We start from the raw sequence: 21312 nt of genomic DNA, 5'->3' as shown, positions 1-21312 counted from the left end.
TTGTGCGTTCCTGCGTCTTGATTCGATCCCACTTCTGCTGATGTTACGCAGTGCCAGGTAGAACAGTTTCAGCAGGGCTACGTTGCAGGGGAGCGAGCCTCAGTTTTTGGTGATCTTGCGCAGGCTCACGGATTCGACGGCTAGGTGGTGTAGAGCACCTTGCCGCTCTGCGGCGGGAAGTCGAAAAATTGAGTGATCCGCATCCAGTTGCGCCGCCAGGACTGACCAATCGATAAATTGTCGTCATTCCCTTGGCTTCGAACTCACCGAGGCGCAGCTCGGCTTGGTCTGCCATGCTGGGTTGGTAAATCCGCTTCAGATCGGCAGCCGCCTCGGCTCGATGCTTCCAGCACACAGGGTTCTGGCTGTGCCTGAGCATGTGCTCGCTGCACATCTGTAGGTTGGTGTGCGGAAATGCCACAACAGGGGGTAACCGGCTCGGTGACAGCCAGCTTTCAACGATTGCCGAGACCTTTAAAGGTGTTGCCTGAGGTAATGCGCAAATTCTCGCGCCAGTTGTGACGGCTCTTCCTGCGTCGGAAGCAGTAGCGCAATTTCGTATTTGATCGCCGGCGAGAAGGGCTTCAGGACAAGATTCCCGGTGAAGGGCCGACTGACCACCGGATCGACGATCCCGACACCCATGCCGGAGCAGACCAGCTCGCATGCCGTTGAGAAGAACTCTGTCTCGGCCACCACGTTCCAGGATGACCCGTACGCCGAAAAAGCCATGGCCAACTGCTGGTAGATAGGGTCGCCCTTGAACAGTGAAACGAACGGCACGCCATCCAGGTCCGCAGGGGTAATCACGTCCCGATCTGCGAGGGGGTGACTGATCGGCACCATGCACTGGCATTCATACGAAATCACCTCCATGTTGGATGTCGGGTAGTCGAGCGGCAGCTCGGCAATGGCCAGGTCAAATTGCTGCGTCGTCATCAGCTCCCGCACAGACTGGGAGTTTCGGGTGATGATCTTGAGCTCAAGCCCCGGACGCTCTTTCGCGAACTCGGCCATCAATCGCGGCAGCAGGTTGATCGAGATACTGGCGTAGGCGGCGATTGCCAGATGACCTCGTTTTCCCGTCCGAATTTCCTTGGCGACGCGATTGGTTTTCTCCACCGCCTCCAGCGCACGTTCAGCCTCGACGAAAAACAGGCGGGCTTCGGGGGTTGGTTGCAGGCGACCGCCTTTGCGCACGAACAGCTTGAGGCCTGTCTCATGCTCCAGATTGGCGATGGTGCTGCTGATGGCAGGCTGAGAAATACTCAAAAGCTCTGCAGCGCGTGTCATCGTGCCGTGGATCATCAAGGTTCTGAAGCACTCGAGCTGTCGGATTCGCATGGGCCACCCTATAGATTTAACTTATACAGAGGCCACTTTATATTATTGGTTCGAGGTCATCCGTTGTGTTTTCCTTGAATGCAGGTACCCGGCCCGCCGGCCGCCAGCCTTGCAGAAGAGAACAAAGACATGAATGCAGTTACTTCGATTCACCCCGATGAACTGATCCGCCTGCCTGCCCGGCGCGGTGTCGCAGTCCGGTTGCAACAGGGGCAAACCCTCAAGCTCATCAATACGCATGGCAAGCAGGTCGTAGACACCTGGGCGTTCAACCCGGACGACCTTAGCGAGGCCATGTCGATGGAGCACAGTCGTGCCTTTTGGTTGAAGCTCAACCCGTGCAAGGGGGATAGCCTTGTCACCAACAAACGCCGGAAAATACTGACGCTCACTGAGGACTCCACACCCGGTGTGCACGACACGCTGGTCGCCGCTTGTGATCCGACTCGCTACGTACAGCTGGGGGTTGTCGGCCATCATGACAGCTGCAATGAAAACCTCTTCCTGGCACTGGACGCCCTCGACCTGGTTGTGCTCGAAACGCCGAGTCCCTTGAATCTTTTCATGAACGTTCCGGTTTATCAGGACGGACGCATCGAGTTCGCGGAGCCGGTCAGTGAACCGGGGCAGTACGTCTGCCTCAAAGCGGAAATGGACGCTATTGTGGTCCTCTCTGCCTGTCCCCAGGACATCACTGCCGTAAATGGAATGCGGCCCCAGGACGTTCACTACTGCGTCATCTGATGCCAGGCAATGCCTGCTGACGGGCGTTGTCTGCCGGCAGGAAACTGAATCCGCCGCAAGCACACCGTCAGGTGCCAGGAGAAAGTCATGCGCAAAATACCACCACTGAATTCCGTGCGTGCGTTTGAGGCTGTAGCACGTCATCAGAGTTTTTCTGCCGCAGCGAACGAGCTCTCTGTGACGGTCGCCGCGGTCAGCCATCAAGTCCGGCAACTGGAAGACGGGTTGGGCAAAAAACTCCTGGAAAGGGGCCGAAAGGTGAGCCTCACGCCCGCTGGCAAAGCGATCTATCCGCTGTTGCGAGACGGCTTTGACCAGATCGCCCAGGCGTTTGCCCTGCTAGGTGCGCCAAAGGAGGGGGATGCCATTCAGGTTTCCACCACACGCGCATTCGCAGAACGCTGGCTTATGCCGCGCCTGGCCAAGTTCAACGCGATTTATCCCAGTATTGTGGTGTCCATTCATGCCTCGGAGAAGGTCGTAGATCTGCGTGCCGAGAACGTCGACCTGGCTATTCGATATGGTCTGATCGATGTCGACGTGCGGGGGCCGGTGTTGTTCGAGGATAGGTACATCGCGGTAGCGGATAACAGCATCTGTCCTGCCGACCGCAACGCAACGATCAACGACTTCCATAGTCGTTCGTTATTGGCGTTCAAATGGAAGAATCAGGCGCTCGAAGCGCCCTCGTGGTCAGTTTGGCTGGCCCAGGTCGAGCACGATACCTCCCGGGATTTCCGCATCTCCTGGTACAGCGAGGAAACCCTAGCGCTGCATGCAGCAGAGCGGGGGTTGGGGCCGCTGCTGTGCAGCAATGTACTGATTGACGATGAGCTTCGCACTGGACGGATGCGTCAAGTGGAAGGACCGGCCTTGCCCGGTTTCACTTACCATCTGATCGAGGACACAAGGTCCGATCCACGCCGCAGCCTTTCATTATTCAGAGATTGGCTCATGAGCGAAGCGAAGTCATTCAGGGAAAACGCCCTGAATGACGTGGAAGGGCAGCGGCAGGCACTTACGTCCTGAGATCGGCAGCGCGAAGGGTTGCCTCTATCGCCAAGCATGCACTGAGCAGTTGATCATCGCGACCTTGGGTCGTCGAGAACAGAGTTGAGGTAGAAAGCCCGACGCTGTCCTTGCCGGACGGGATCGCCACACCGGGCATATCCAGCAGACTGCCAATCATGGTGAGCGACAAGGTCTCAAGATTGACGGCAGCAAACAGCGCGTCATCACTCCTCAGAGGCTCCATCGGCGGGGCGACATGCTTGACCGTTGGCATGACCAGGATTGCGCCGTTGAGCTCCAGCTCAATGGCCGCCATCAACTCCCTGCGCCGGCTTCGAATCCTCGCTTCGACAGCGGGATCGATACCCTTGACTGAGCGCAGACGAGCCTGCACGCGCCTGTCCATCCGCGGCCCCTGCGGACCCTCTACTACCGGGGCCAGGAAGCGCCAGGCTTCTATCGCCCCTAACCAGCCTGTCCGGGCAATGAGTTCACGGGTGCGGGCGACCGCGACAACCGGCCGCCGCTCGACCTGCGCACCGGCCGCACTAAGCAGCGCCATCATCGAGAGCAGATTCTGTTGTACCGCTGGCTGTAACTCGGGGTCAGAAATCACACCATCGTCGACGACGAAGCGCAGGCCTGCAAGGTTGACGGGCGTAACGGCCGCGACTTTAAAACCGCGCATTGCCGCATCCAGCGCAACGCAGTCCGCAACGGTATGGGCAAAAGGACCGAGGCTATCAAGCGTTACGGCAAGTGGGTGAACGCCTGCCAGGCCGTAACGGTCGGTGGAAGCCTTGTACCCAACCAACCCGTTGAATGCCGCTGGAATGCGAATCGAACCCGCGGTGTCAGTACCGATGGCGCTGCTGACGATACCCCGTTGAACCGCGATGGCCGAGCCGGAAGAGGAGCCGCCAGGGACGCGGCTTTCGTCGACCGCGACGTCGGAAGTAGGCGTTCCAAAATGAGGGTTCAGACCCAGGCCGGAATAAGCAAACTCCGTGAGATTGGTTTTACCCAGCGGGATCATCCCCAGCGCCGAGAGTGCTGCGATGACTGCTGCATCCTCGACCGCCATCGGAGCGTCCGCCCGGGTAATGGAACCGGCAGTTGTTCGACTGCCGGCAACATCCAGCAGATCCTTCACCGCATAGGGAATGCCGTCAAAAGGGCTCAATTGAGCCCCTCGATACCATCGCCCGGTCGAAGCCTTCGCGTCATTGATGGCACGCTGTTCAAGTACGGAAATGAACACGTGCTCCGAGCCTTTGGCCGCCGCCAATGCGGATTCGATTAACTGATCAGGTGTTGTAAGGCCGTTTCTCAATCGCTCAGCAGTTTGCAGCATAGTGATCATGATTTCTCCCATTGTTGGCGGCGGTATGCGCTGTCACGCCGGCGAAAGCTGGCTTTGTCGTTCTTCAATCATCTGCCTGACCAGGACTGGGATGGTATCGAAAGCGTCCGCGATGGAGGCTTCATGGCGTGCGTCGCCGAATTCCTGGTAGTCGATTGAGATGACATGGGTCTCATTCACGCCCAGGTAGTGCGCACAGGTCTGAATGTGAGTATCCAGGTGGTTCATGGTTTCGCGAACGCCACCGGGGCCAAATCCAAATTCACCACGGGAAGATAAAATGACCAGCTTCTTGCCGCTCATGATGGGTTCCAGGGGGTAGTCGCCACGGTCCAGATCAAACGTGAAGGTCTTTCCGATACGAATCACTTTGTCGAACCAGGACTTGAGGGAGGCCGGCATCCCGTAGTTGTACATCGGCGTGCCGATAACGATGACGTCGGCGCGATCAATCTCATTGATCAGTTCATCCGAGAGCCGGATCTCCTCGCGCTTTTCGGGCGTCATCTGCTCTTCGGGCGTAAACACCGCAGCAATCCATGCTTCCGTCACGAACGGGGGAGGGTTGTGCCCAACGTCACGGACAATGACATGCGTCTTGTCATTGCGCTCGACCCAGGCCTCGACAAATGCCTGGGACAGTTTACGGCTCAGGGAACGGTCAGATCGTGCGCTGGCATCGATGTGAAGAAGTGTGGTCATGTGATGTTTCCTATTAAGCCTGAAGTGGGATTACCTCAGTGTCTTAAACAAGTTGGCCACGACCATCACGATCCGGCTATTGAGATTTATTTGAGTGGAGTTAAGTAAAACTCAATAAGCGAGTGTTATTTGTTGTGCTGACCTAAGGATGCTTATATTTCAGGCCTGGAGTGGGTTCCACATGTTCTGGCAGCCTGCTAATTGAGAAAAACTTAAACCAATAATTTTTCTAAAGGGCCGTTTAGTTATTATCAATTACGCAAACATGCAGACCTCGCTTTAATGCCTAGGGGCGATTCACGTGGTCGCCGCTCAGCGAGGAAAACAATAATGTCAATGTACCGCGAATCTGAAAAAAGCTTAATTACCGAGACCAACTATGATGCCCTGGGCATTGAGCCTGTACCCGACCGCCATCGAACTTCAACGCCGTTAGACCAGTTCTGGATCTGGGCAGGGGCGAATGTGGCTCCGATTAACTGGGTGTTAGGTGCAATCGGTATCCAGTTGGGTTTGAGCCTGATTGAAACCCTGCTGGTGATTGTGGTCGGCAATCTGTTGGGCGCCGCCTTGTTCGGTGCCATCTGCATCATGGGACACCGCACGGGGGTGCCCCAAATGGTGCTTTCCCGGCTGGCGTTCGGTCGACGCGGTGCCTATCTACCAACCATCATGCAAGTACTGATGCCGATGGGTTGGGTGGCCACCAATACATGGATAGTTCTGGACCTTGCGGTTGCCGCCCTGGAGAGAATCGGCATCAGCGGTGGCATGGAGCTCAAGTACGTTATCGCTGTGGTCGTCATGGTTATCCAGGTCGGTATCGCGGCCTGGGGCTTTAATGCCATCAAGTGCTTTGAGCGCTACACCATGCCGGTGATTCTGCTGATCATGGTGGTGATGACCGTACTGGCCTTCACCCAGGTGAATATCCAGTGGCAGAACTCGACCACCGAGGGCATCGGCAAGCTCTCAGCCATGAGCAGTCTCATGACGGCGATAGGGATCGGCTGGGGCATTTCTTGGCTGGTATACGCCTCGGACTACACCCGCTTTACCCAGAGCAAACTGTCTGACGGTCAAGTGTTCCGGTCGACTTTTCTTGGCATGTTCCTACCCACCGTTTGGTTGGCGTTTCTGGGCGCGGCAATCGCTTCCGCGGGTGCGGGTTCGGATCCTGCGCAACTCATCATTGCGGTCTTTGGCACGATGGCACTGCCGGTTCTGCTAGTGCTTTTACATGGCCCGGTGGCCACCAATATCGTGGTCATTTACTCGGCAGCACTGGCAACGCTGTCGCTGGATATGCGAGTGCCACGCTGGGTTGTTTCGACAGTATCGGGAATGGTAGCGCTGTTCATGCTTTATCTGTTCCTGCAATCAGGCGAGTTTGTACATGCCTTTGAAAATCTCATGGTCTTTTTCGTGGTGTGGATCAGTCCATGGGCAGGTATCACGCTGGTCGATTTTTTCCTGATTCGTCGCGGTCAAGTCGATCTGAAGTCGCTCTATTGTCATCACACGGAAAGTGCATGCACTGACGTGAACTGGAGAGGCGTTTTCGCACTTGCAACTGGAGTGCTGGCGGCATGGTTATTTCAGGTGGGAACCATTCAATCACTACAAGGCCCTATTGCAATGGCACTTGGCGGTATTGACTTGTCTTGGTTGGCGGGATTTTGCGTGGGAGGTGGGATTTACTACTTGCTGCACCGCTCACGGCAAGCAGAAGTTATTCGCTCATCGGTGATGGCTAGGTAAAAATTAGTATTGTGCAATTATTAAGTAATTAAATAGGTACGTGTAAATGTTTCATCTTGAACAAACCTTTGAAACCTATGCATTTCCTACGGACTTGGATTCTCCGAAGCCCGAGGCTTGGTATCCGTCGCGAGCGTAAGACAACACGGCAATGGCTCGGCGCTGACGGTCAGGCGCCGAGGCTTTCGCCATTTAGAAACAACAGCGGAGTACCTCAATGAACAATTTTCGTATGGATAACATCAGTTGGATCGACTACGAACGCCGGGTGCAATCAGGCGCAGTGGTCTTTCTGCCCATCGGTGCGACTGAGCAGCACGGACCTCACTTGCCCCTGGGCACCGATGCTTTGCTGGCCAGCGCCATTAGTGAAGACGTCGCCAAGGCAATCGACGGCGTCGTTGCCCCGGCGCTTTCCTATGGCTACAAATCCCAGCCAAAATGTGGAGGAGGGCAGCACTTCTGCGGAACAACCAGCGTGGATGGCGCCACCCTGATTGCGATGGTTCGCGATGCTGTGCGTGAGTTTCATCGCCATGGCGTGAAACGCCTGGTGCTGGTGATCGGTCATTACGAGAATCAGTGGTTTGTGACCGAAGGCATTGAATTGGCAATGCGCGATATCGGTCCAGGTGCCGAACTGGCAGTCATGCGTCTCGAGCACTGGGAATTCGTGAAATCACAGACCCTCGACAAGATTTTCCCAGACGGCTTTCCGGGCATAGCGCTGGAACATGCCGCTGTGATCGAGACATCAATGATGCTGCATTATCACCCGCAGATGGTTTGCCTCGACCAGATACCTGATCACGGGCCGGCCGAATTCCCGGTTTACGATATGTACCCAACACGCACTGAATGGGTACCTGCCACTGGCGTGCTGTCATCTGCGTTGGGGTCCAGCGCCGACAAAGGAAAATTGCTAGTGACAGACATCATCAGCGGAATCGTCCAGGCTGTCCGGTTCGAGTTTAGGCTCACTCCGTGACCAGTACGCCATCGACATGCCCGCGCAGGATGTCGGACTGTCACCCAAAAGCCGTAACGGAAATCTTGAATCAGGCAGTCGAAACCTAGCTAGTAGTTCGCAAAAAGGAAATGACCACCCAAGCAATGGTACCTGCGCATGATTAGTAGGTTTTTAATTTGGCTGCTTTTGCAAATTTTGCCGACGCTGACATCGTCAATTCTGGCAAGACTGGGCTGCTCTAGTGAAAGCCGACACTTCGCATAATGTATATTATGTTAAATAGACTATAGAGTCTTCCTTGACTCATCAGGGCTTCGGCCATCACGGCAAAGCCAAACAGGCTGAAAGTAAAACGCCTTGCTCCCTTCTGCTGCTCTTAATGCTGGCGCTCCGGTCTAGCCAATCCCAGTCTATCGATTCGATAACGCAGCATGTCTCGCGTAAGGCCAAGTAATCGTGCGGACTTAGTGACGTTCCAGTCAGTCTTGTTCAGGGTTTTGATGACCATCTCGCGCTCGACCTCTGGTAGGTTCAAGCCTGCCAGGTCCTCTGCTCTGTCCTCAGCCTCAACTCGGCGGCCCCCATCATGACTGCGTGGTTCGTCCATCAGACTTGTACAGATGGTCAACTGGCTGACCGTGATCAACTGGCCTTGAGCCAGTAAAACGCTCTGTTCGAGCATGTTGCGCAACTCACGCACGTTGCCCGGCCAGCTGTAACTCAGCAGCAATGCTTCGGCTTCGGCCGAGAACTTCAGCCCCGGCTTCCCGTAGCGTTTGCCGTGCAGGCTGAGGAAATGGCGGGCAAGGTGCAACGCATCGTCGCCGCGCACATACAAACGCGGAACCTTGATCGAGATGATGCGCAGACGGAAGAACAGATCGCGCCGAAACTTGCCTTGCTGCACCATCTGTTCGAGGTTGCAATTGGTTGCGCTGATGATGCGCAGGTTGACCTTGCGTTCCTTCACCGAACCAATCCGGCGAATGGTGCGATCTTCGAGCAACTTGAGCAGCTTGGCCTGCAGCGCGAGATCCATCTCGCCGACTTCATCGAGGAATAGTGTGCCGCCCTCCGCCGCTTCGACTAAGCCGACTCGGCGCTCTTTGGCGTCGGTAAAGGCGCCTTTCTCGTGGCCGAAAAGCTCAGCCTCCAGTAGGTGCGCGGGAATCGAGGCGCAGTTGAACTCGACAAATGGGCCATTGTGGCGAACGCCATCGAAATGCAATGCCCGGGCGACCAACTCCTTGCCTGTCCCGGTCTCACCCTCGATCAACACCGCGGGTAAATCAGCATCGGTCATGCGACTTTCCGCATCGAGTAACTGGCGCACGGTCATTTTCACGGCCTGCATGGCTGGCGAATCGCCGATCAATGCGGCCAACCCGGCGTCCTTGGCCTCGCGTCCTTGGTAAAAGGACAGTTTGTGTTCTATGCGCTGAGCCTCGAGCGCCTTATCGATCATCATTTTGAGCTCGGCCAAGGCCACCGGTTTGCTCAGGTAATGGAAGGCTCCGGCCTTCATCGCGGCCACCGCATCCTCGATGTTGCCGTACCCGGTCATCATTAGCAGTTTGATCTGCGGCGCGCTGCGGTGTACCTGATCGACCAGCTCGAGCCCGGTGATGCCGGGTAACGAATGATCGCTCAGCAGCACGTCGGGCTGTTGGGTCTTGAGGAACTCGAGAGCCTCTTCGGCCGAATGGCAGACCCATGCCTCGTAGTTTTTACGCTCGAGATAGGTCTGGATGTTCTCGGCCAGTTTCTCATCATCCTCGACAATCAATATGCTGTGTTCCATAGCTCCCTCCCTCCGCAATTCTGAAACTCAAACAAACACTGGTCCCCTTCTGCTCTCGACTGACCAGGCTGACCTTTCCGCCGAAGCGCTCCATGATCCGCTTCACCATCACCAGCCCTACTCCAAGCCCGCCTTGCTTGGTGGTGTAGAACGGTTTGAACGCCATCATTTCTTGTTGCCGTGACATACCCTTGCCACTGTCGTGGATGGTCATGTGCAACCATTTTTTTGTGCCGTCCTGCTCGATCTTGACCCCCAGGCGCCCGCCTTCAGGCATGGCCTCGATGGCGTTGGCCAGCAGGCTATTCAGGACCTGGGAGAGCAACACCCGTTGGCTGATCACTGCAGGCGCAGACTCGGCCGTTAACTCGACCTCAACCTTGGAGCGTTTGAGCTGATGTTCGAAGGCGTACAGGGTGTCGCGGATGGCAGCGGCCGGGTCTACCGTTTCTGACTCGCCACTGAGTGGGCGGGAGGTGATCAACAGATCCCGTACCCATTTCGACATGCGATCAACCTGATCAATGATGTCGTTGATGTTCTTGGTCGCCGGTTTGCCCGCCAGCTCCAGGGCCAGTTCAGCGCTGGAGCGAATGACCGCAAGCGGGTTGCGCAGGCTATGGGCTACCGAGGAGGACATCTCTCCCAAGGTCACGAAGGTTTCATTGGCAATCAGTTGTTTCTGCTGAGACGCGAGCAAGACTGAGGCCCGACGCACTATCCAGTACAGGCTGAAATAGATCAGTCCACCACCAATCCCCGCCGTGAGCCAGATCACCACATAACCACGCTGGATCCTGGCGATCAGGTCCATCGGCTCCTTGTAGATCTCGATCATCGACATGACATTGCCCGCTCCATCGAGGAGCGGGATGTAGTTTTCGATAAACAAGTCTTCCGGCATGCGCAGGAACTTCTGCTCGATTTTCCTATCCGAGACTTTGTAGTGGCTGGAGGCAACTCTGCGCTTCAAGCGAAAGGCCTCCTCCAGAAAAAAATTGTCTGAATCCGACTTTCCAATCAACTCCGGGTTGGTTGACCAGATAATCACTCGATCCTGAGCGTAGATATTGGCTAGCAGGACATCAGGCAGGTTGCTGATATGGTCAAGAAACTCCTTGCGCGAGACTTTCAATACTTGCTGGGTCACAGCGGGTTGCAAAATGTCGCGACGTGGGTCGAGATACTCGGACATGGGCATATCGGGGGGCAGTTCAGCGTAGCGTACTTGCACGTCAGCGATTGCCTGAATGAACTGCGCACTGAGCATGGCATCCCGCTCGATGCTTTCGTCCACTACGAATCGGGTAGAAATGACGCCAAGGCTTATCGCGACAGACGCGATGATGAGCAGGCTAGCCAACGAAAACCAACGCAGCAGGTTGAACTGCTTCGTGGTTGTTTCTCCTTCCAGCATACGTGTCTCCCCGACAGACGGCACAGCCATAAGGACTTCCTGTCCGCGAGACATCCTGCAACTTACTTTTTTGCTTTTGAATAGTTATAGCTCACTCGCGTGACGGCGCTTAAATAACCAATCGTTATTATCTGAACCGCACTTAGCGCTCTGTTTAATTGACTTTTTTGGCGTCAAAAAAACGAACAGAAGTGATCTGTAATAGAGCTAGATACTATTAATGAGTTCACTGGCTATAGCTGCGCCAACTCGTGGCATTAACACCTACGACCGTACCATTGAACCCTGAATCGGCAGGGTAGTTGAGCGGCCAAGCCAATCAAACTTGCTCAACTGTTTAAATTCCGCTCTACACCCCCTTCCCCCTATATCCCCTTCCCCGCTTTACCCCCAGAAAACCCCAAACTTGGGGAGAGCTTCCCCGAAACTAGCTTTGATCATTCTCACTGTTATCCGCCAAAGCCCCTATTTAGAAACTTAGCTGCCTGTTTTCCAAAGATGGTACGGATGTTGCCAAGACTCATGCAGCCTGCCAGTGACTGTGTAATCCATATGGGGCGGGGGTTCATCGCAGGAGAGAGAACTCATGCATAGCAAAGTATCTATTGCCTCGGCCGCGATCGTACTGGTTGTCGCCACGAGTCATTCCGCCCAGGCGGCGCTGTTCAACCTGGACCCTGGCCCTTATCTACCTGAGAACGGCTCTTTTGCCGCCTGGTATCAGGATACCCACGGCCGCACCCTCGACCTGTGCCTGTCCCGGGCACTTAGCTCCCGCGTTCCCAGCGTTCCCGGGGACGTTCCTTCCTACATGTGCTCGCTCCTTCCCGCACCGGGGGTGTATGACGACACCCAGCCGCTGGTCTTCACCAGCAACTTCCCCGATGAAGCCTTCTGGTTCACTGGCGACGCCGCCATCGTCGACGCCGCCACGGGAGTCGATCTGCTCTACGTTTCGGCACTGGAGGCCGCGTTCAGCGGCGGGCTGCCCGTCGAAGGCGAGCAGATCAGCTTCGCCCGCATCCGCATTCGCGTTGATCTGCCGACGCCCGGTACCTACACCATCACCCACCCCTATGGGGTCGAGGTGTTCGAGGTCAGCGCAGACGATATCGGCGATGACGGAGTGCGGGCGATCAACCTGACCCGCGACATCGGTATCGGAGCGCCGAAAACCTATGACGGCGCCCTGGCCGGTGATATCGGCCCCTTCCTGCGTAGCGTGAACGGTCCCTACAACGAAACCAATCCGGACACCGGCCAGGTTGAAAGCTTCATTGGCGATCCCAACCTCGAAGAAGCCGTGACCGGGAGTCCGTTCGCTACCAATTACGTTCGCATCGAAGGCCCCGATGGCATCGACCTGCGTACTGACTTGTTCGCTGTGTCCGGCAAGCTCTCGAGCGTCGCCTTGCCGACCCCGGTAAAAGTCGAGCGCGCCACCTACTCACGCAGCACCGCTGCCAGCGGCACCGTGGCGCAGCAAGATGTATTCGTACAGGCCCCGCCGCCTCCCGGTACGGCCAGCTTCGTCGATACCACCAGCAGCACCGTGGCGATGACCGAGGCCAATGCCACCGGCAACTGGTACGGCCAGTCAGGCAACGCTCCGACGCCGCTGGCGAACCTGAGCATCAGTGCAGACAACAGCGCGGCCATCGCCAGCAGCACAGCTACCACCCTCGCCGCCCCACTGGTCGACCTGGTGACGATCCATACGGCTGAATACAGCCTCGCTTCCGGCCAACTCACACTGGTGGCCAGTAGCAGTGACGAAACCACCCCACCCACCTTGAATGCCAGCGCCAGCACCGGTTCGCCGATCGGCGCACTCAGCGGTGCAGGTGCGCTGAAGACCCTGACAACCGGCATCACGCCCATTCCACCGGCGCGCGTCACCGTGACGTCCAGCAACGGCGGCAGTGATACCGAAGAGCTGGTCATCCTCCCCTAATCCAAGAAATGCTCTTTCGAGCCTGGAGGCATCATGTACAAGTGGCCAGGAATACTCGTCATGGCCCTGGGACTGGGGGCCGTTGTGGTCAGCCCGGTTCAGGCCGAACTCAGCGCCGTCGACCCCGGTCCATACACCGCGGCGACCGGTCATTTTCCACGTTGGTATGAAGACGCCGATGGTCTGGCACTCGAACTCTGTCAGTCCAAAGCCTTGAGTTCCAGGGCCGCAGCGGCTCCTGACACCTACATGTGCACGCTGGCCGCAGAGCCCGGGGTGTACGACGACAGTTTGCCGATGGTGTTTCCGAATAACTTTCCCGGCGAACTGTTCTGGTTTCTCGCCGAGACCAGCATCCCCGAAGTCGGCAACAGCGGTTATGAACTGGAAGTCTACGGCGCTGCCCTGGAGGCCGCCTTTGCACTCGAGCTACCGGCCGACGGCGACCAACAAAGCTTCGCACGTATCCGCATCCGCGCCTCGGTACCGGTAGCGGGGACCTACACGGTCACTCACCCTTATGGGGTGGAAACCTTTGTGGTCACCACGCCCGGGCGTAGGGCGATCAACCTGACCCGCGACATAGGCATCGCCGCCCCCGGCGATTTCAGCGGCGCCCTTACTGGCAACATCGGTCCATTCCTGCGCAGTGTGAATGGCCCTTATACCGAGACCAACCCTGAGACCGGGACGCTTGAGACCTTTGTCGGCGACCCGAACCTGACCGAGCCGGTCACCGGCAGCCCGAACAACACCAATTTCGTGCGTATCGAAGGACCGGCCGGGGTCATCGAATCCAACCTGTTCGTCGTCTCAGGCAAGCTGCTCGACTCGCGCCCCGCGACCCCCGTTGCGGTCGAGCGCTCCAGTTACAGCCGCACAGCCACCCAGACGCGAATCGAGGTGTTCGCCACTTCGCCGGCGGATTCCACGTTGTGTTTCCGCGAGAGCCTGGCGCTGGTCGATGGCACTCCGCCTTCGCCCTGCCTGATCGACATGACCGGTGACAACAACGGCTATTTCTTCGCGCACAATTCGGCCCCGCAGGCATTACCACCCTTCGTGGTGGTTACCGCGAGTCACCCCACCGGGGTGACTCAACCGACGTCGCTGTCGAGCCGATTGAGCGACATCGTCAAGATCGACAGCGCACGCTTTTCCTGGGACGACCGGCGCCTGATCGTGCAGGCCAGTTCGAGCGACGCAGTGGCGATTCCAGACTTGGTCGCCCAAGGCTTCGGCCGGCTGTCCAAGGCCGGTACCTTGCAAACACTGACTGTCGACGACCTGCCGCAGCCACCCGCCAGCATCACGGTGAAGTCCGCAGCCGGCGGTTCGGATACCGAAGCGGTCACAGTCGTCGGCAGCCCGCCACCCGTCGGGCCTAACCAGCCGCCGCTGGCCGTCGATGATAGCGCCGCCACCAGTGCCGGGGTGCCGGTGACCATCAACCTGCTGGCGAACGACAGCGATCCCGATGGCGACACTCCCCTTAGTGTGGTCGAGTTGACCCAGCCGGCCACGGGCCAAGGCAGCGTTGCCCTGAATGGCAGCACCTCGGCGATTTACACACCGCCTGCAGCGGTCAACGGCGCGCCATTGCTCGTGACTTTCACTTATCGGGTTCAGGATGCGCGTGGCGAGCGCTCGGATCCGGCCACCGTGACGGTCACCGTGAGCCCCAACCAGGCCCCTGTGGCAGTCAACGACAGCGCCGCCACCCTGGGTACGGCGCTGACTATCGACGTGCTGGCAAACGACAGTGACCCCGAAGGCAACATCCCCCTGAGCATCGTCGGGCTCACCCAGCCGGCCCCTGGTCAAGGCACGGTCAGTACCGATGGCGCCACTCTGACGTACACCCCACCGGCCTCGATCACCAGTGCCTTTACCGCGACGTTCAGCTACCAGGCGCAGGACTCGCTCGGTGCCGTGTCGACGCCAGCCACCGTGAGCGTGTCGGTCTCGCCGCAACCGGCGGCGGAAAACCTGACGGTGGCCAATGCAGTGGTTCGCGACCGCACTCGAAATCGCTACCGCTGGGATCTCGATGGACAGACCTCACTGGCCACCGGCAACACCATTACCGTCGAAGTATCGACCACTACTGGGCCGGTAACGCTGGGCACCGCGACTTTGAGCCTGGCCGGCCGCTGGAGGATTTCCGTCGACACCACGGACATAACCCCGTCGGCTAACCCGACGGCGACGGTGCGCTCGGCCTTCGGCACGGTGGTCAGCGTACCGCTGGTAATACGCTAGGGACGCGCCTGCCGCCGATCACTGGCCGCCTCACTGGGGACCGGGATCGACGGCAGGCACGGGCCCTGAAAGTCAGGCAGGTTTCTGCTGGGTTACCAGAGGACATGCTCATGCCACTGCCCTTGCGTTTCCACTCGGTCGGCATCGCGGCGGTACTCGGCCTCTGTTTGAGCAGCCCGGTGGTGCACGCGGCAGACCTGATGGACAACTTAGATCTGGCGGGCAATGTCGACCTTCTCGACTTTCCCGACAGTGCCAACCTGGCAGCGCTTGTCGATCAGCGAGCCATGGTGCAACAGCAGGGTCAGGCCAACCAGGCGCTAATTGACCAGGGCGGTCAGTCATTGCTGGGTCAGATCGTTCAGGCCGGCAGCTCACAGGAAGCGTTCATCCTGCAACAGGGCATGAACCAGATCGCCATGATCAGCCAGCAAGGATATGGCAACCAGGCGTACATCTCGCAAGTCGGCGCCTACAACCAGGCGCAGATCATTCAGAACGGCACCTATAACGGTGCTCGCATCGAGCAGTCCGGGGAGGGGCTGCAAAGCAGCGTCACCCAATACGGTAACAACCAGAGCGTGCTGGTCCGCCAGTATCGCTGAGGTCGGTAACTCTCACTTGTGTTGTGCACTCAGGAAACACACCCCCTTGGAGGCAATACCATGTTTCAGATCAAACCTCTCGCGGCTGCCGTTCTGACCGTCATCAGCGTCCAGGCCCTGGCCGACGACAGCACATCCACGCAGAATCAATTCGGCGACGACAACATCGCCGATGTCACGCAGAGCGCCGCCAGCTTCAGTACGGCGACCCAGACGCAAACCGGTACTGGCAACTATGCCGAGGTCTACCAGGCGTTCACCACCAGCACCGCGCAACAAACCCAGAGTGGCGACTACAACGCGGCCTTCGCCGAACAGAGCGAAGACCAGGGCAGCAGCTCGGTGCAGAGTCAGTCCGGCATCCTGAATGACGGTGCCAGCATCCAGCTATTGGGTAGCGACAGCACCTCGACACAAACCCAGGACGGCGCGGAGAACCTGGCCCTCACCTGGCAGGAAGAACAACAGCAGAGTAACGCCGCGATCACCCAGAGCGGCACGGCCAACGACGCCTCGGTGGTCCAGTCGCTCGGCAGCGGCAATGATGCACAGATCGTCCAGAGCGGCGATGACAACTTCGCCGGAGCCTCGCAGCAGTTCGAGGATGGCAGCAGCATCTACCTGCAACAGTCCGGCGTGTTCAACGACGCCTATGTCGACCAATATGGCGGCGCGGACAACAGTGCCAGCGTGCTGCAGAGCGGTACGGGCAACTTCTCTGAAACCTGGCAAGACGGCCAGCAAGGCAGTATTTCCACCATCACCCAATACGGTAGCTACAACGAGGCAGTGGTCGATCAGACCACTGGCGGCACCAACCAGGCCACCGTCTGGCAAGACGGCGACTTCAACGCTGTGCAAGCCGAGCAATACAACGCCACTGGAGTGACAGCCAGCATCAGCCAAAGCGGCGGCGCGGACAACCTCAGCTATACCTACCAGGAAGGTAGCGGCCACCAACTGACGGTCACCTCGGTCGGCGACGGCAACAAGGTCTATGCAGGCACCAGTTTTGATAGCAACGCTGGCGGCCAGTACGGCACCGCTCAAAAAGCCAACCTGACCCAGTTCGGCACGGATAACCAGGTAAACCTCAGCCAGACGGGCATGAACAACGAGCTTTATTTCACCCAGGATGGCACGGGCAACATGCTGACCTCCGCGCAAAGCGATGGCGGCAACTATGCCGGGGGCTTCAGCAACGGCGATTACAACATCGTCGAACTGGAGCAGTCCGGCAGTGCTAACCAGGCATACGTCGCGCAAGAATATGGCGACAATAACCTCGCCAGCATCGTGCAAGCCGACATTGGCAACTATGCGGTTGTCACTCAGGGCGGCTCAAGCAACGCGGCCTACGTCAATCAGGCCAACTTAGGCCAGACCGCCTATGTCAATCAGTACGGCACGGGTAACACCGCCACCGTCAATCAAAACTGATTCTCCGCTGCCAGCCAATGCCGTCCCCAGGGGCGGCATTGTTGCTTGTTCTCTCACATAGGCAGTACCGCCAGTGTTAACCACCCTCTTTGCCGCAGTTGTGCTGGCCGGCGTACCAGCGGTTACACCGGATTTCGAGATACGCCAACTTGCGCCGCAACAAGCCCAGGTATCGCTGTGTTTTATCGGTACAGGGCAAGCGCTGCGCTTCGAACTGGTGGTGATCGCCAGCGGTCCGGCGGGTCGCAGTCGCTCCAGTCAGAGCGGCCAGTTGCGGGCAGCAGCCGTCCCCGCCTGTCCGGTCAACAACCGGATCGGTGTGCCGGCATCCAGCCAGGTTGAGGCCCGGCTGCGCTGGTGGCTCGATGGGATTGAACAGGCGGCCGAGTCCAGATCGATCCGCCTAGAGTGAGCGGCGACCCGGGGCCGAGCAGCCAATACACATGGCTGTGCCCATGTTCCAGTGGGATGGTGTCTTTTCCCAGCGCCCATAGACAGGCCAGCAAAAGACGTAGCACTCGAGTGAGCGGCATTCTGAGCCTGCTGATTAACCGGTGAGCCTGCTAAGGCAGTGGATCGGCCCGCGCCTGGCTCATGTACTTGGGCAGTGACGACTTATCGAAGGAGCTTTCGTCAGCAGCCTGCCACAGGCGCCGCTCGATGCCCTGGGCCACCAGATGAGCCACGGCGGCTTCGATAGCCGAGAGCACACACAGCTGCGCCGGTTCATTGGTCGTGTAGCCCGCCTCGGCCTCCAACAGCTCCTTGAACTCGATGAATTTGAATATGCCGGCATTGCGCCCGACCGAATAGATGGTCTTGGAGGTCATGACGTTGGCCAGTACCTGACCGCTGCGCACATCCACCGCACGCAGGTTCACCGAAACCTGATCCACCCGATACTCCTGAGACAGGCTGATACCCAGGTAGGCAGCCCCCTCACCACCGCTACGTACATTAGTGTCGTAGGCGATCACCCCGCCTTCCAGAAGGATGTTGGCGGCCTGCAACGAGGGCAGATCGGCCTGGATATTCACCGGGGTATTGGGCTTGTTCTGCGAGGCGCGAATGATCTTGCGTTCGGTCAGGATATTCTGCAGGCCCTCGCGCTCCAGCACCCGGAACCAGCCGCTGGCCTGCAACGCGTCGACCAGCATGCTGGCGGCGCCCTGAGTCACGCTGGTGGAGAACGAACTGGCAGGCGTCGGCTTGTACTGCCCAGTCTGGTCGCGGAAGCCGTACACAGCGGCAACCAGGCGGCCTTTGGGCCGCGGCAGGGCCAGCAAGTCGTAATAGGTCGAGGCCCGCGGCGTCAGGGTCGGAGTCGCGTTTTCCAGCTCCGCCGGCATGGGTTCGCGCAAGGCGCAGCCTTGCAGGGCGGCCAGCAACATCGCCATCGCTAGTAGTCTGTTCACGGTATTTAGCTCCCTGCATCAATTGATCGGCGCAAGGCCGTTGACGACGATTTCCGACACCTCGCCGGTCAGACGGTCGGTGATCAGGATATTCAGCGAGCCGTCGACATCCACCAGGTTGATGATGAACGAGTCAGTCGTCAGGCTGCCTTCATTACCGCTCTCGATATCGGTCAGCAGCTGCGACAGCAAGCGTGACTCCAACTGGCTGGTGAAGCGCTGCAGAGCCGTGGTTCCGGTTAGGTTCAGGCGATCCTCGAGGTCCGGATCCTTTTCATTGTTCTGCGCCTGGGCATTGGCCAGCAGCCAGGCGCCGTTCAGCGGATTACCGCCAAACCTGGGGTTGACCGGGGTATACACCAGCTCGGTCGCCTGAACGGGCCCTAGCAGACCGAGCCCCACCAGCACCACGCTGGCCGAGAGCTTTAGGCTTTTCTTGTTCATAGTTCGTCCCTCTCCATATCGAAGGTGTCGTACAACAAGTTTTCCAATTTTTGCCGGGAGATTTCCTCCAGTATCTGGTCTGCCGCCTGATAGGCGACCGGTTGCAGTTGTGCGGTATTGGGTGCCAGGAAGCTGCGATAGAGCACCCGCCCCTCATATTCGACCCACACCAGGCTGCCCCAGCGAGCCGATGGACGTTCGCGAACCACCAGGTTGAAATCCAGCTTGCTGGTATCGCGCAGACGCTCGCTGAAGTAGCGATAGAACTCATGGCCGATATTGGAAATGCTGTTGTCGACGATAAATCCCATGATGTCGTCTTCATTGGCCTGCGCCGTCGCCAGCAGGAACAGCATCGCCAGTCCCGCCAGGAATCGGCTCCCCGGCCAGCGCCCCGCACCTTTCGGCCCGCTGCGGCGGTAAGTGCGAACACGCCGTGCCTGCCCAGGCAATGCCTGGGCTACGCGCACCGCGGTCGCCGTGTTCATCTGGTGCCACTCTGTGGATCGCGTCGGCCACTTCTCGCATCCATCAGGAAGGCCTTTTCCGCGACGAACTGCCAATCTCGGTAGCTGCCCATGCCTTCGAAATCGACCCATTGCGCCGGGAAATGCGCCTGTTTCAGCGGCCGCTGTTGCGCGCGGCTGTACACCCCGGCGATACGCCCATCGAAGGAGCGAACCAGGCCCCACTCGCTGCTGCCGGTCATCGGGTCCGGGTACAGGCGGCGCAAGTGTCGCTGCGTCGCGGGGAAGCGCCGGTCATCGAGCAACTCGTCCAGGCTCTGCGGATACAAGGCGACGCCTGGCGAGCGCCGGTAATAGCTGCGCAGCGCCTGGGCATACTGGCTGCCCACCCAGAGCAACTCACGCTCCTTGGCCCGCTGGCTGACGGTCGACCAGAGCTGCCCTGCTCCGGCCAGCGCCGCGCCCATCAAGACGATGAGAAACAGCACACCGAGGTAGGTGAAACCCCGCTGATCCGCGGCCAGAGTCTTACCACTGCGCATACAGACTCCCGTCCCGCGCCCGCCCAGTGGCACCGCTTCTGACATCGCCGACCTGGCCTGGGGCGCTCTCGGGTGGCGGCACTATCACCCAGAGATCGCGGCGCTCGGTGATCGGGTCCTGCGGCAGGCTGCGCAGGTAGCGCTGCGCCACCAGTTCTTCAAGCGACTCCGGGTACCGGCCGGTGTCGCCGTAAAACTGGTCGAGCGCCTCGCGCATCACCGCCAGGCTCTGCTGCAACGTGGTTTCCTTGGAGTTCTCCAGGCTGGAGAAGTAGCGCGGTACCGCGATGGTCATCAGGGTGGCGATGATGGCCATGACCACCAGCAGTTCGATCAGGGTGAAGCCCGAATGCCGTCGCATGATTTCACCACTCCCGATAAGGAATACCATTGAGGCCCGTACCGCGGGCCAGGGAATAGACATCAAAGACGTCTTCGCCTGCTCGCGGATCATCCGCAGGGCTGGTGTAGGAACGCAGGCCCCAGCTTTCCAGCGCCGACAATCGCGAGTCGGCGAAGGGGTCACGGGGAATCCGCCGGAGGAAATAGATGCGGTTACCTTTGACGCTGCGCAGGTCGCGAACCCCATCCACCAGTTCCTGCAGCGAAGGCGGATAGCCGGAACCGCTGAGCGACTTCTCGATGTGTCCCGCGTCGGCGGCAATCTTGTAGGCGTCGATGGCATCGCGAACCTGGTACAGCGCGCGCTTGAGATCCTGCTCCTTGCCCCGGCGAACCACCGTCTCGGTCAACGGAGCGGCGATGCTCGCGAGCAGCGCGATGATGGCCATGGTGATGACCACCTCGATCAGCGAGAAACCGCGCACTGGCCGACGCATGACTCAAGGCCTGACCGTGAATATTGGGGATGCAGGCAAGGCCGCACTCAACAACTGATTGGCCTGCCCCAGCGCCGAGAAATTCACCAGTCGCACCGGCATGCTGTCGCGACTGGCTTGCAGCGCGCGCACACGCAGGCGCAGCAAGCTGCCCTCCCCCGTGGCGCCACGACTGGTGGCGCGCGATTGTGCGGCAAACAGGGTGCCGGTGCTTTCGTCCAGACGTGGCGA

20 protein-coding genes and 1 pseudogene are annotated in these 21312 nt (G+C 58.7%); 9 read left to right on the top strand and 12 right to left on the bottom strand.

The features are described 5' to 3' along the window. Positions 1 to 33: 33 nt before the first annotated feature. Both TMS3_RS24730 and TMS3_RS17885 read right to left on the bottom strand, forming a co-directional pair. Positions 34 to 415, bottom strand: a pseudogene (locus TMS3_RS24730) (transposase); the annotation flags it as partial. Positions 416 to 474: 59 nt separating this feature from the next. Beyond that, positions 475 to 1344 (bottom strand): LysR substrate-binding domain-containing protein, encoded by an 870-nt coding sequence (locus TMS3_RS17885; RefSeq protein ID WP_025166660.1) that lies wholly within the window; start codon positions 1342 to 1344, stop codon positions 475 to 477. A 129-nt stretch (positions 1345 to 1473) separates the two neighbouring features. On the opposite strand from TMS3_RS17885, the gene TMS3_RS17880 reads away from it, so the two are divergent. Both TMS3_RS17880 and TMS3_RS17875 read left to right on the top strand, forming a co-directional pair. Next, positions 1474 to 2088 (top strand): DUF1989 domain-containing protein, encoded by a 615-nt coding sequence (locus TMS3_RS17880; protein WP_025166659.1) that lies wholly within the window; start codon positions 1474 to 1476, stop codon positions 2086 to 2088. An 87-nt stretch (positions 2089 to 2175) separates the two neighbouring features. Beyond that, on the top strand, positions 2176 to 3117 hold the full coding sequence (locus tag TMS3_RS17875) for a LysR family transcriptional regulator (protein WP_025166658.1): 942 nt from the start codon (positions 2176 to 2178) through the stop codon (positions 3115 to 3117). On the opposite strand, the gene TMS3_RS17870 is transcribed toward TMS3_RS17875, so the two are convergent. Both TMS3_RS17870 and TMS3_RS17865 read right to left on the bottom strand, forming a co-directional pair. Beyond that, positions 3107 to 4462 carry an amidase family protein gene (locus TMS3_RS17870; protein WP_025166657.1) on the bottom strand — a complete coding sequence of 452 codons (1356 nt, stop codon included), beginning with the start codon at positions 4460 to 4462 and terminating at the stop codon, positions 3107 to 3109. The two genes, TMS3_RS17875 and TMS3_RS17870, sit on opposite strands and share 11 nt — an antisense overlap. 33 nt (positions 4463 to 4495) lie before the next feature. Next, positions 4496 to 5164, bottom strand: a complete 669-nt coding sequence (locus TMS3_RS17865; RefSeq protein WP_025166656.1) for an FMN-dependent NADH-azoreductase — start codon at positions 5162 to 5164, stop codon at positions 4496 to 4498. A 330-nt stretch (positions 5165 to 5494) separates the two neighbouring features. Here TMS3_RS17865 and TMS3_RS17860 point away from each other — a divergent pair, with 330 nt between their 5' ends. Continuing rightward, entirely contained in the window at positions 5495 to 6925 is a 1431-nt protein-coding gene (locus TMS3_RS17860) for a purine-cytosine permease family protein (RefSeq protein WP_025166655.1), read from the top strand. A 217-nt stretch (positions 6926 to 7142) separates the two neighbouring features. Next, a complete protein-coding gene (locus tag TMS3_RS17855; RefSeq protein WP_025166654.1) occupies positions 7143 to 7913 on the top strand; it encodes a creatininase in 771 nt (256 codons plus the stop codon). 358 nt (positions 7914 to 8271) lie between these two features. Here the strand turns inward: TMS3_RS17855 and TMS3_RS17850 are convergent, their stop codons facing one another. Continuing rightward, positions 8272 to 9696, bottom strand: coding sequence for a sigma-54-dependent transcriptional regulator (locus tag TMS3_RS17850; RefSeq protein WP_025166653.1), 1425 nt, complete (start codon positions 9694 to 9696; stop codon positions 8272 to 8274). Further along, entirely contained in the window at positions 9665 to 11113 is a 1449-nt protein-coding gene (locus TMS3_RS17845; RefSeq protein WP_235576665.1) for a sensor histidine kinase, read from the bottom strand. Before TMS3_RS17845 ends, TMS3_RS17850 begins: the two co-directional genes overlap by 32 nt. 586 nt (positions 11114 to 11699) lie before the next feature. Here TMS3_RS17845 and TMS3_RS17840 point away from each other — a divergent pair. From TMS3_RS17840 to TMS3_RS17820, 5 genes are all read left to right on the top strand, one after another. Further along, positions 11700 to 13067: a hypothetical protein gene (locus tag TMS3_RS17840; RefSeq protein WP_025166652.1), complete on the top strand. Its 1368-nt coding sequence runs from the start codon at positions 11700 to 11702 to the stop codon at positions 13065 to 13067. A 33-nt stretch (positions 13068 to 13100) separates the two neighbouring features. Further along, on the top strand, positions 13101 to 15329 hold the full coding sequence (locus TMS3_RS17835; RefSeq protein WP_025166651.1) for a cadherin-like domain-containing protein: 2229 nt from the start codon (positions 13101 to 13103) through the stop codon (positions 15327 to 15329). A 110-nt stretch (positions 15330 to 15439) separates the two neighbouring features. Further along, positions 15440 to 15934: a hypothetical protein gene (locus tag TMS3_RS17830; RefSeq protein WP_051394265.1), complete on the top strand. Its 495-nt coding sequence runs from the start codon at positions 15440 to 15442 to the stop codon at positions 15932 to 15934. 60 nt (positions 15935 to 15994) lie between these two features. Continuing rightward, positions 15995 to 17374 carry a hypothetical protein gene (locus TMS3_RS17825; protein WP_025166649.1) on the top strand — a complete coding sequence of 460 codons (1380 nt, stop codon included), beginning with the start codon at positions 15995 to 15997 and terminating at the stop codon, positions 17372 to 17374. Positions 17375 to 17447: 73 nt separating this feature from the next. After that, positions 17448 to 17786 (top strand): hypothetical protein, encoded by a 339-nt coding sequence (locus TMS3_RS17820; protein ID WP_025166648.1) that lies wholly within the window; start codon positions 17448 to 17450, stop codon positions 17784 to 17786. A 151-nt stretch (positions 17787 to 17937) separates the two neighbouring features. On the opposite strand, the gene TMS3_RS17815 is transcribed toward TMS3_RS17820, so the two are convergent. The 6 genes from TMS3_RS17815 to TMS3_RS17790 form a co-directional block, all read right to left on the bottom strand. Beyond that, the gene (locus tag TMS3_RS17815) at positions 17938 to 18771 is read right to left on the bottom strand and encodes a CsgG/HfaB family protein (RefSeq protein ID WP_407691627.1); all 834 of its coding nucleotides are present in this window, start codon (positions 18769 to 18771) and stop codon (positions 17938 to 17940) included. 36 nt (positions 18772 to 18807) lie between these two features. Continuing rightward, positions 18808 to 19233, bottom strand: coding sequence for a curli assembly protein CsgF (locus TMS3_RS17810; RefSeq protein WP_025166646.1), 426 nt, complete (start codon positions 19231 to 19233; stop codon positions 18808 to 18810). After that, positions 19230 to 19589 carry a curli production assembly/transport protein CsgE gene (csgE, locus tag TMS3_RS17805; RefSeq protein WP_025166645.1) on the bottom strand — a complete coding sequence of 120 codons (360 nt, stop codon included), beginning with the start codon at positions 19587 to 19589 and terminating at the stop codon, positions 19230 to 19232. The genes TMS3_RS17810 and csgE overlap by 4 nt, the downstream gene beginning before the upstream one ends. 128 nt (positions 19590 to 19717) lie before the next feature. Continuing rightward, positions 19718 to 20242 (bottom strand): type II secretion system protein, encoded by a 525-nt coding sequence (locus TMS3_RS17800; protein ID WP_025166644.1) that lies wholly within the window; start codon positions 20240 to 20242, stop codon positions 19718 to 19720. Continuing rightward, entirely contained in the window at positions 20229 to 20603 is a 375-nt protein-coding gene (locus TMS3_RS17795; protein ID WP_025166643.1) for a type II secretion system protein, read from the bottom strand. Before TMS3_RS17795 ends, TMS3_RS17800 begins: the two co-directional genes overlap by 14 nt. Before the next feature lie 4 nt (positions 20604 to 20607). Beyond that, positions 20608 to 21081: a type II secretion system protein gene (locus TMS3_RS17790; RefSeq protein ID WP_025166642.1), complete on the bottom strand. Its 474-nt coding sequence runs from the start codon at positions 21079 to 21081 to the stop codon at positions 20608 to 20610. Positions 21082 to 21312 lie beyond the last annotated feature (231 nt).

Origin of the sequence: Pseudomonas taeanensis MS-3, from assembly GCF_000498575.2 — a bacterium.
GTDB lineage: Bacteria > Pseudomonadota > Gammaproteobacteria > Pseudomonadales > Pseudomonadaceae > Aquipseudomonas > Aquipseudomonas taeanensis.
This window is presented reverse-complemented; position numbering and strand designations above follow the sequence as displayed.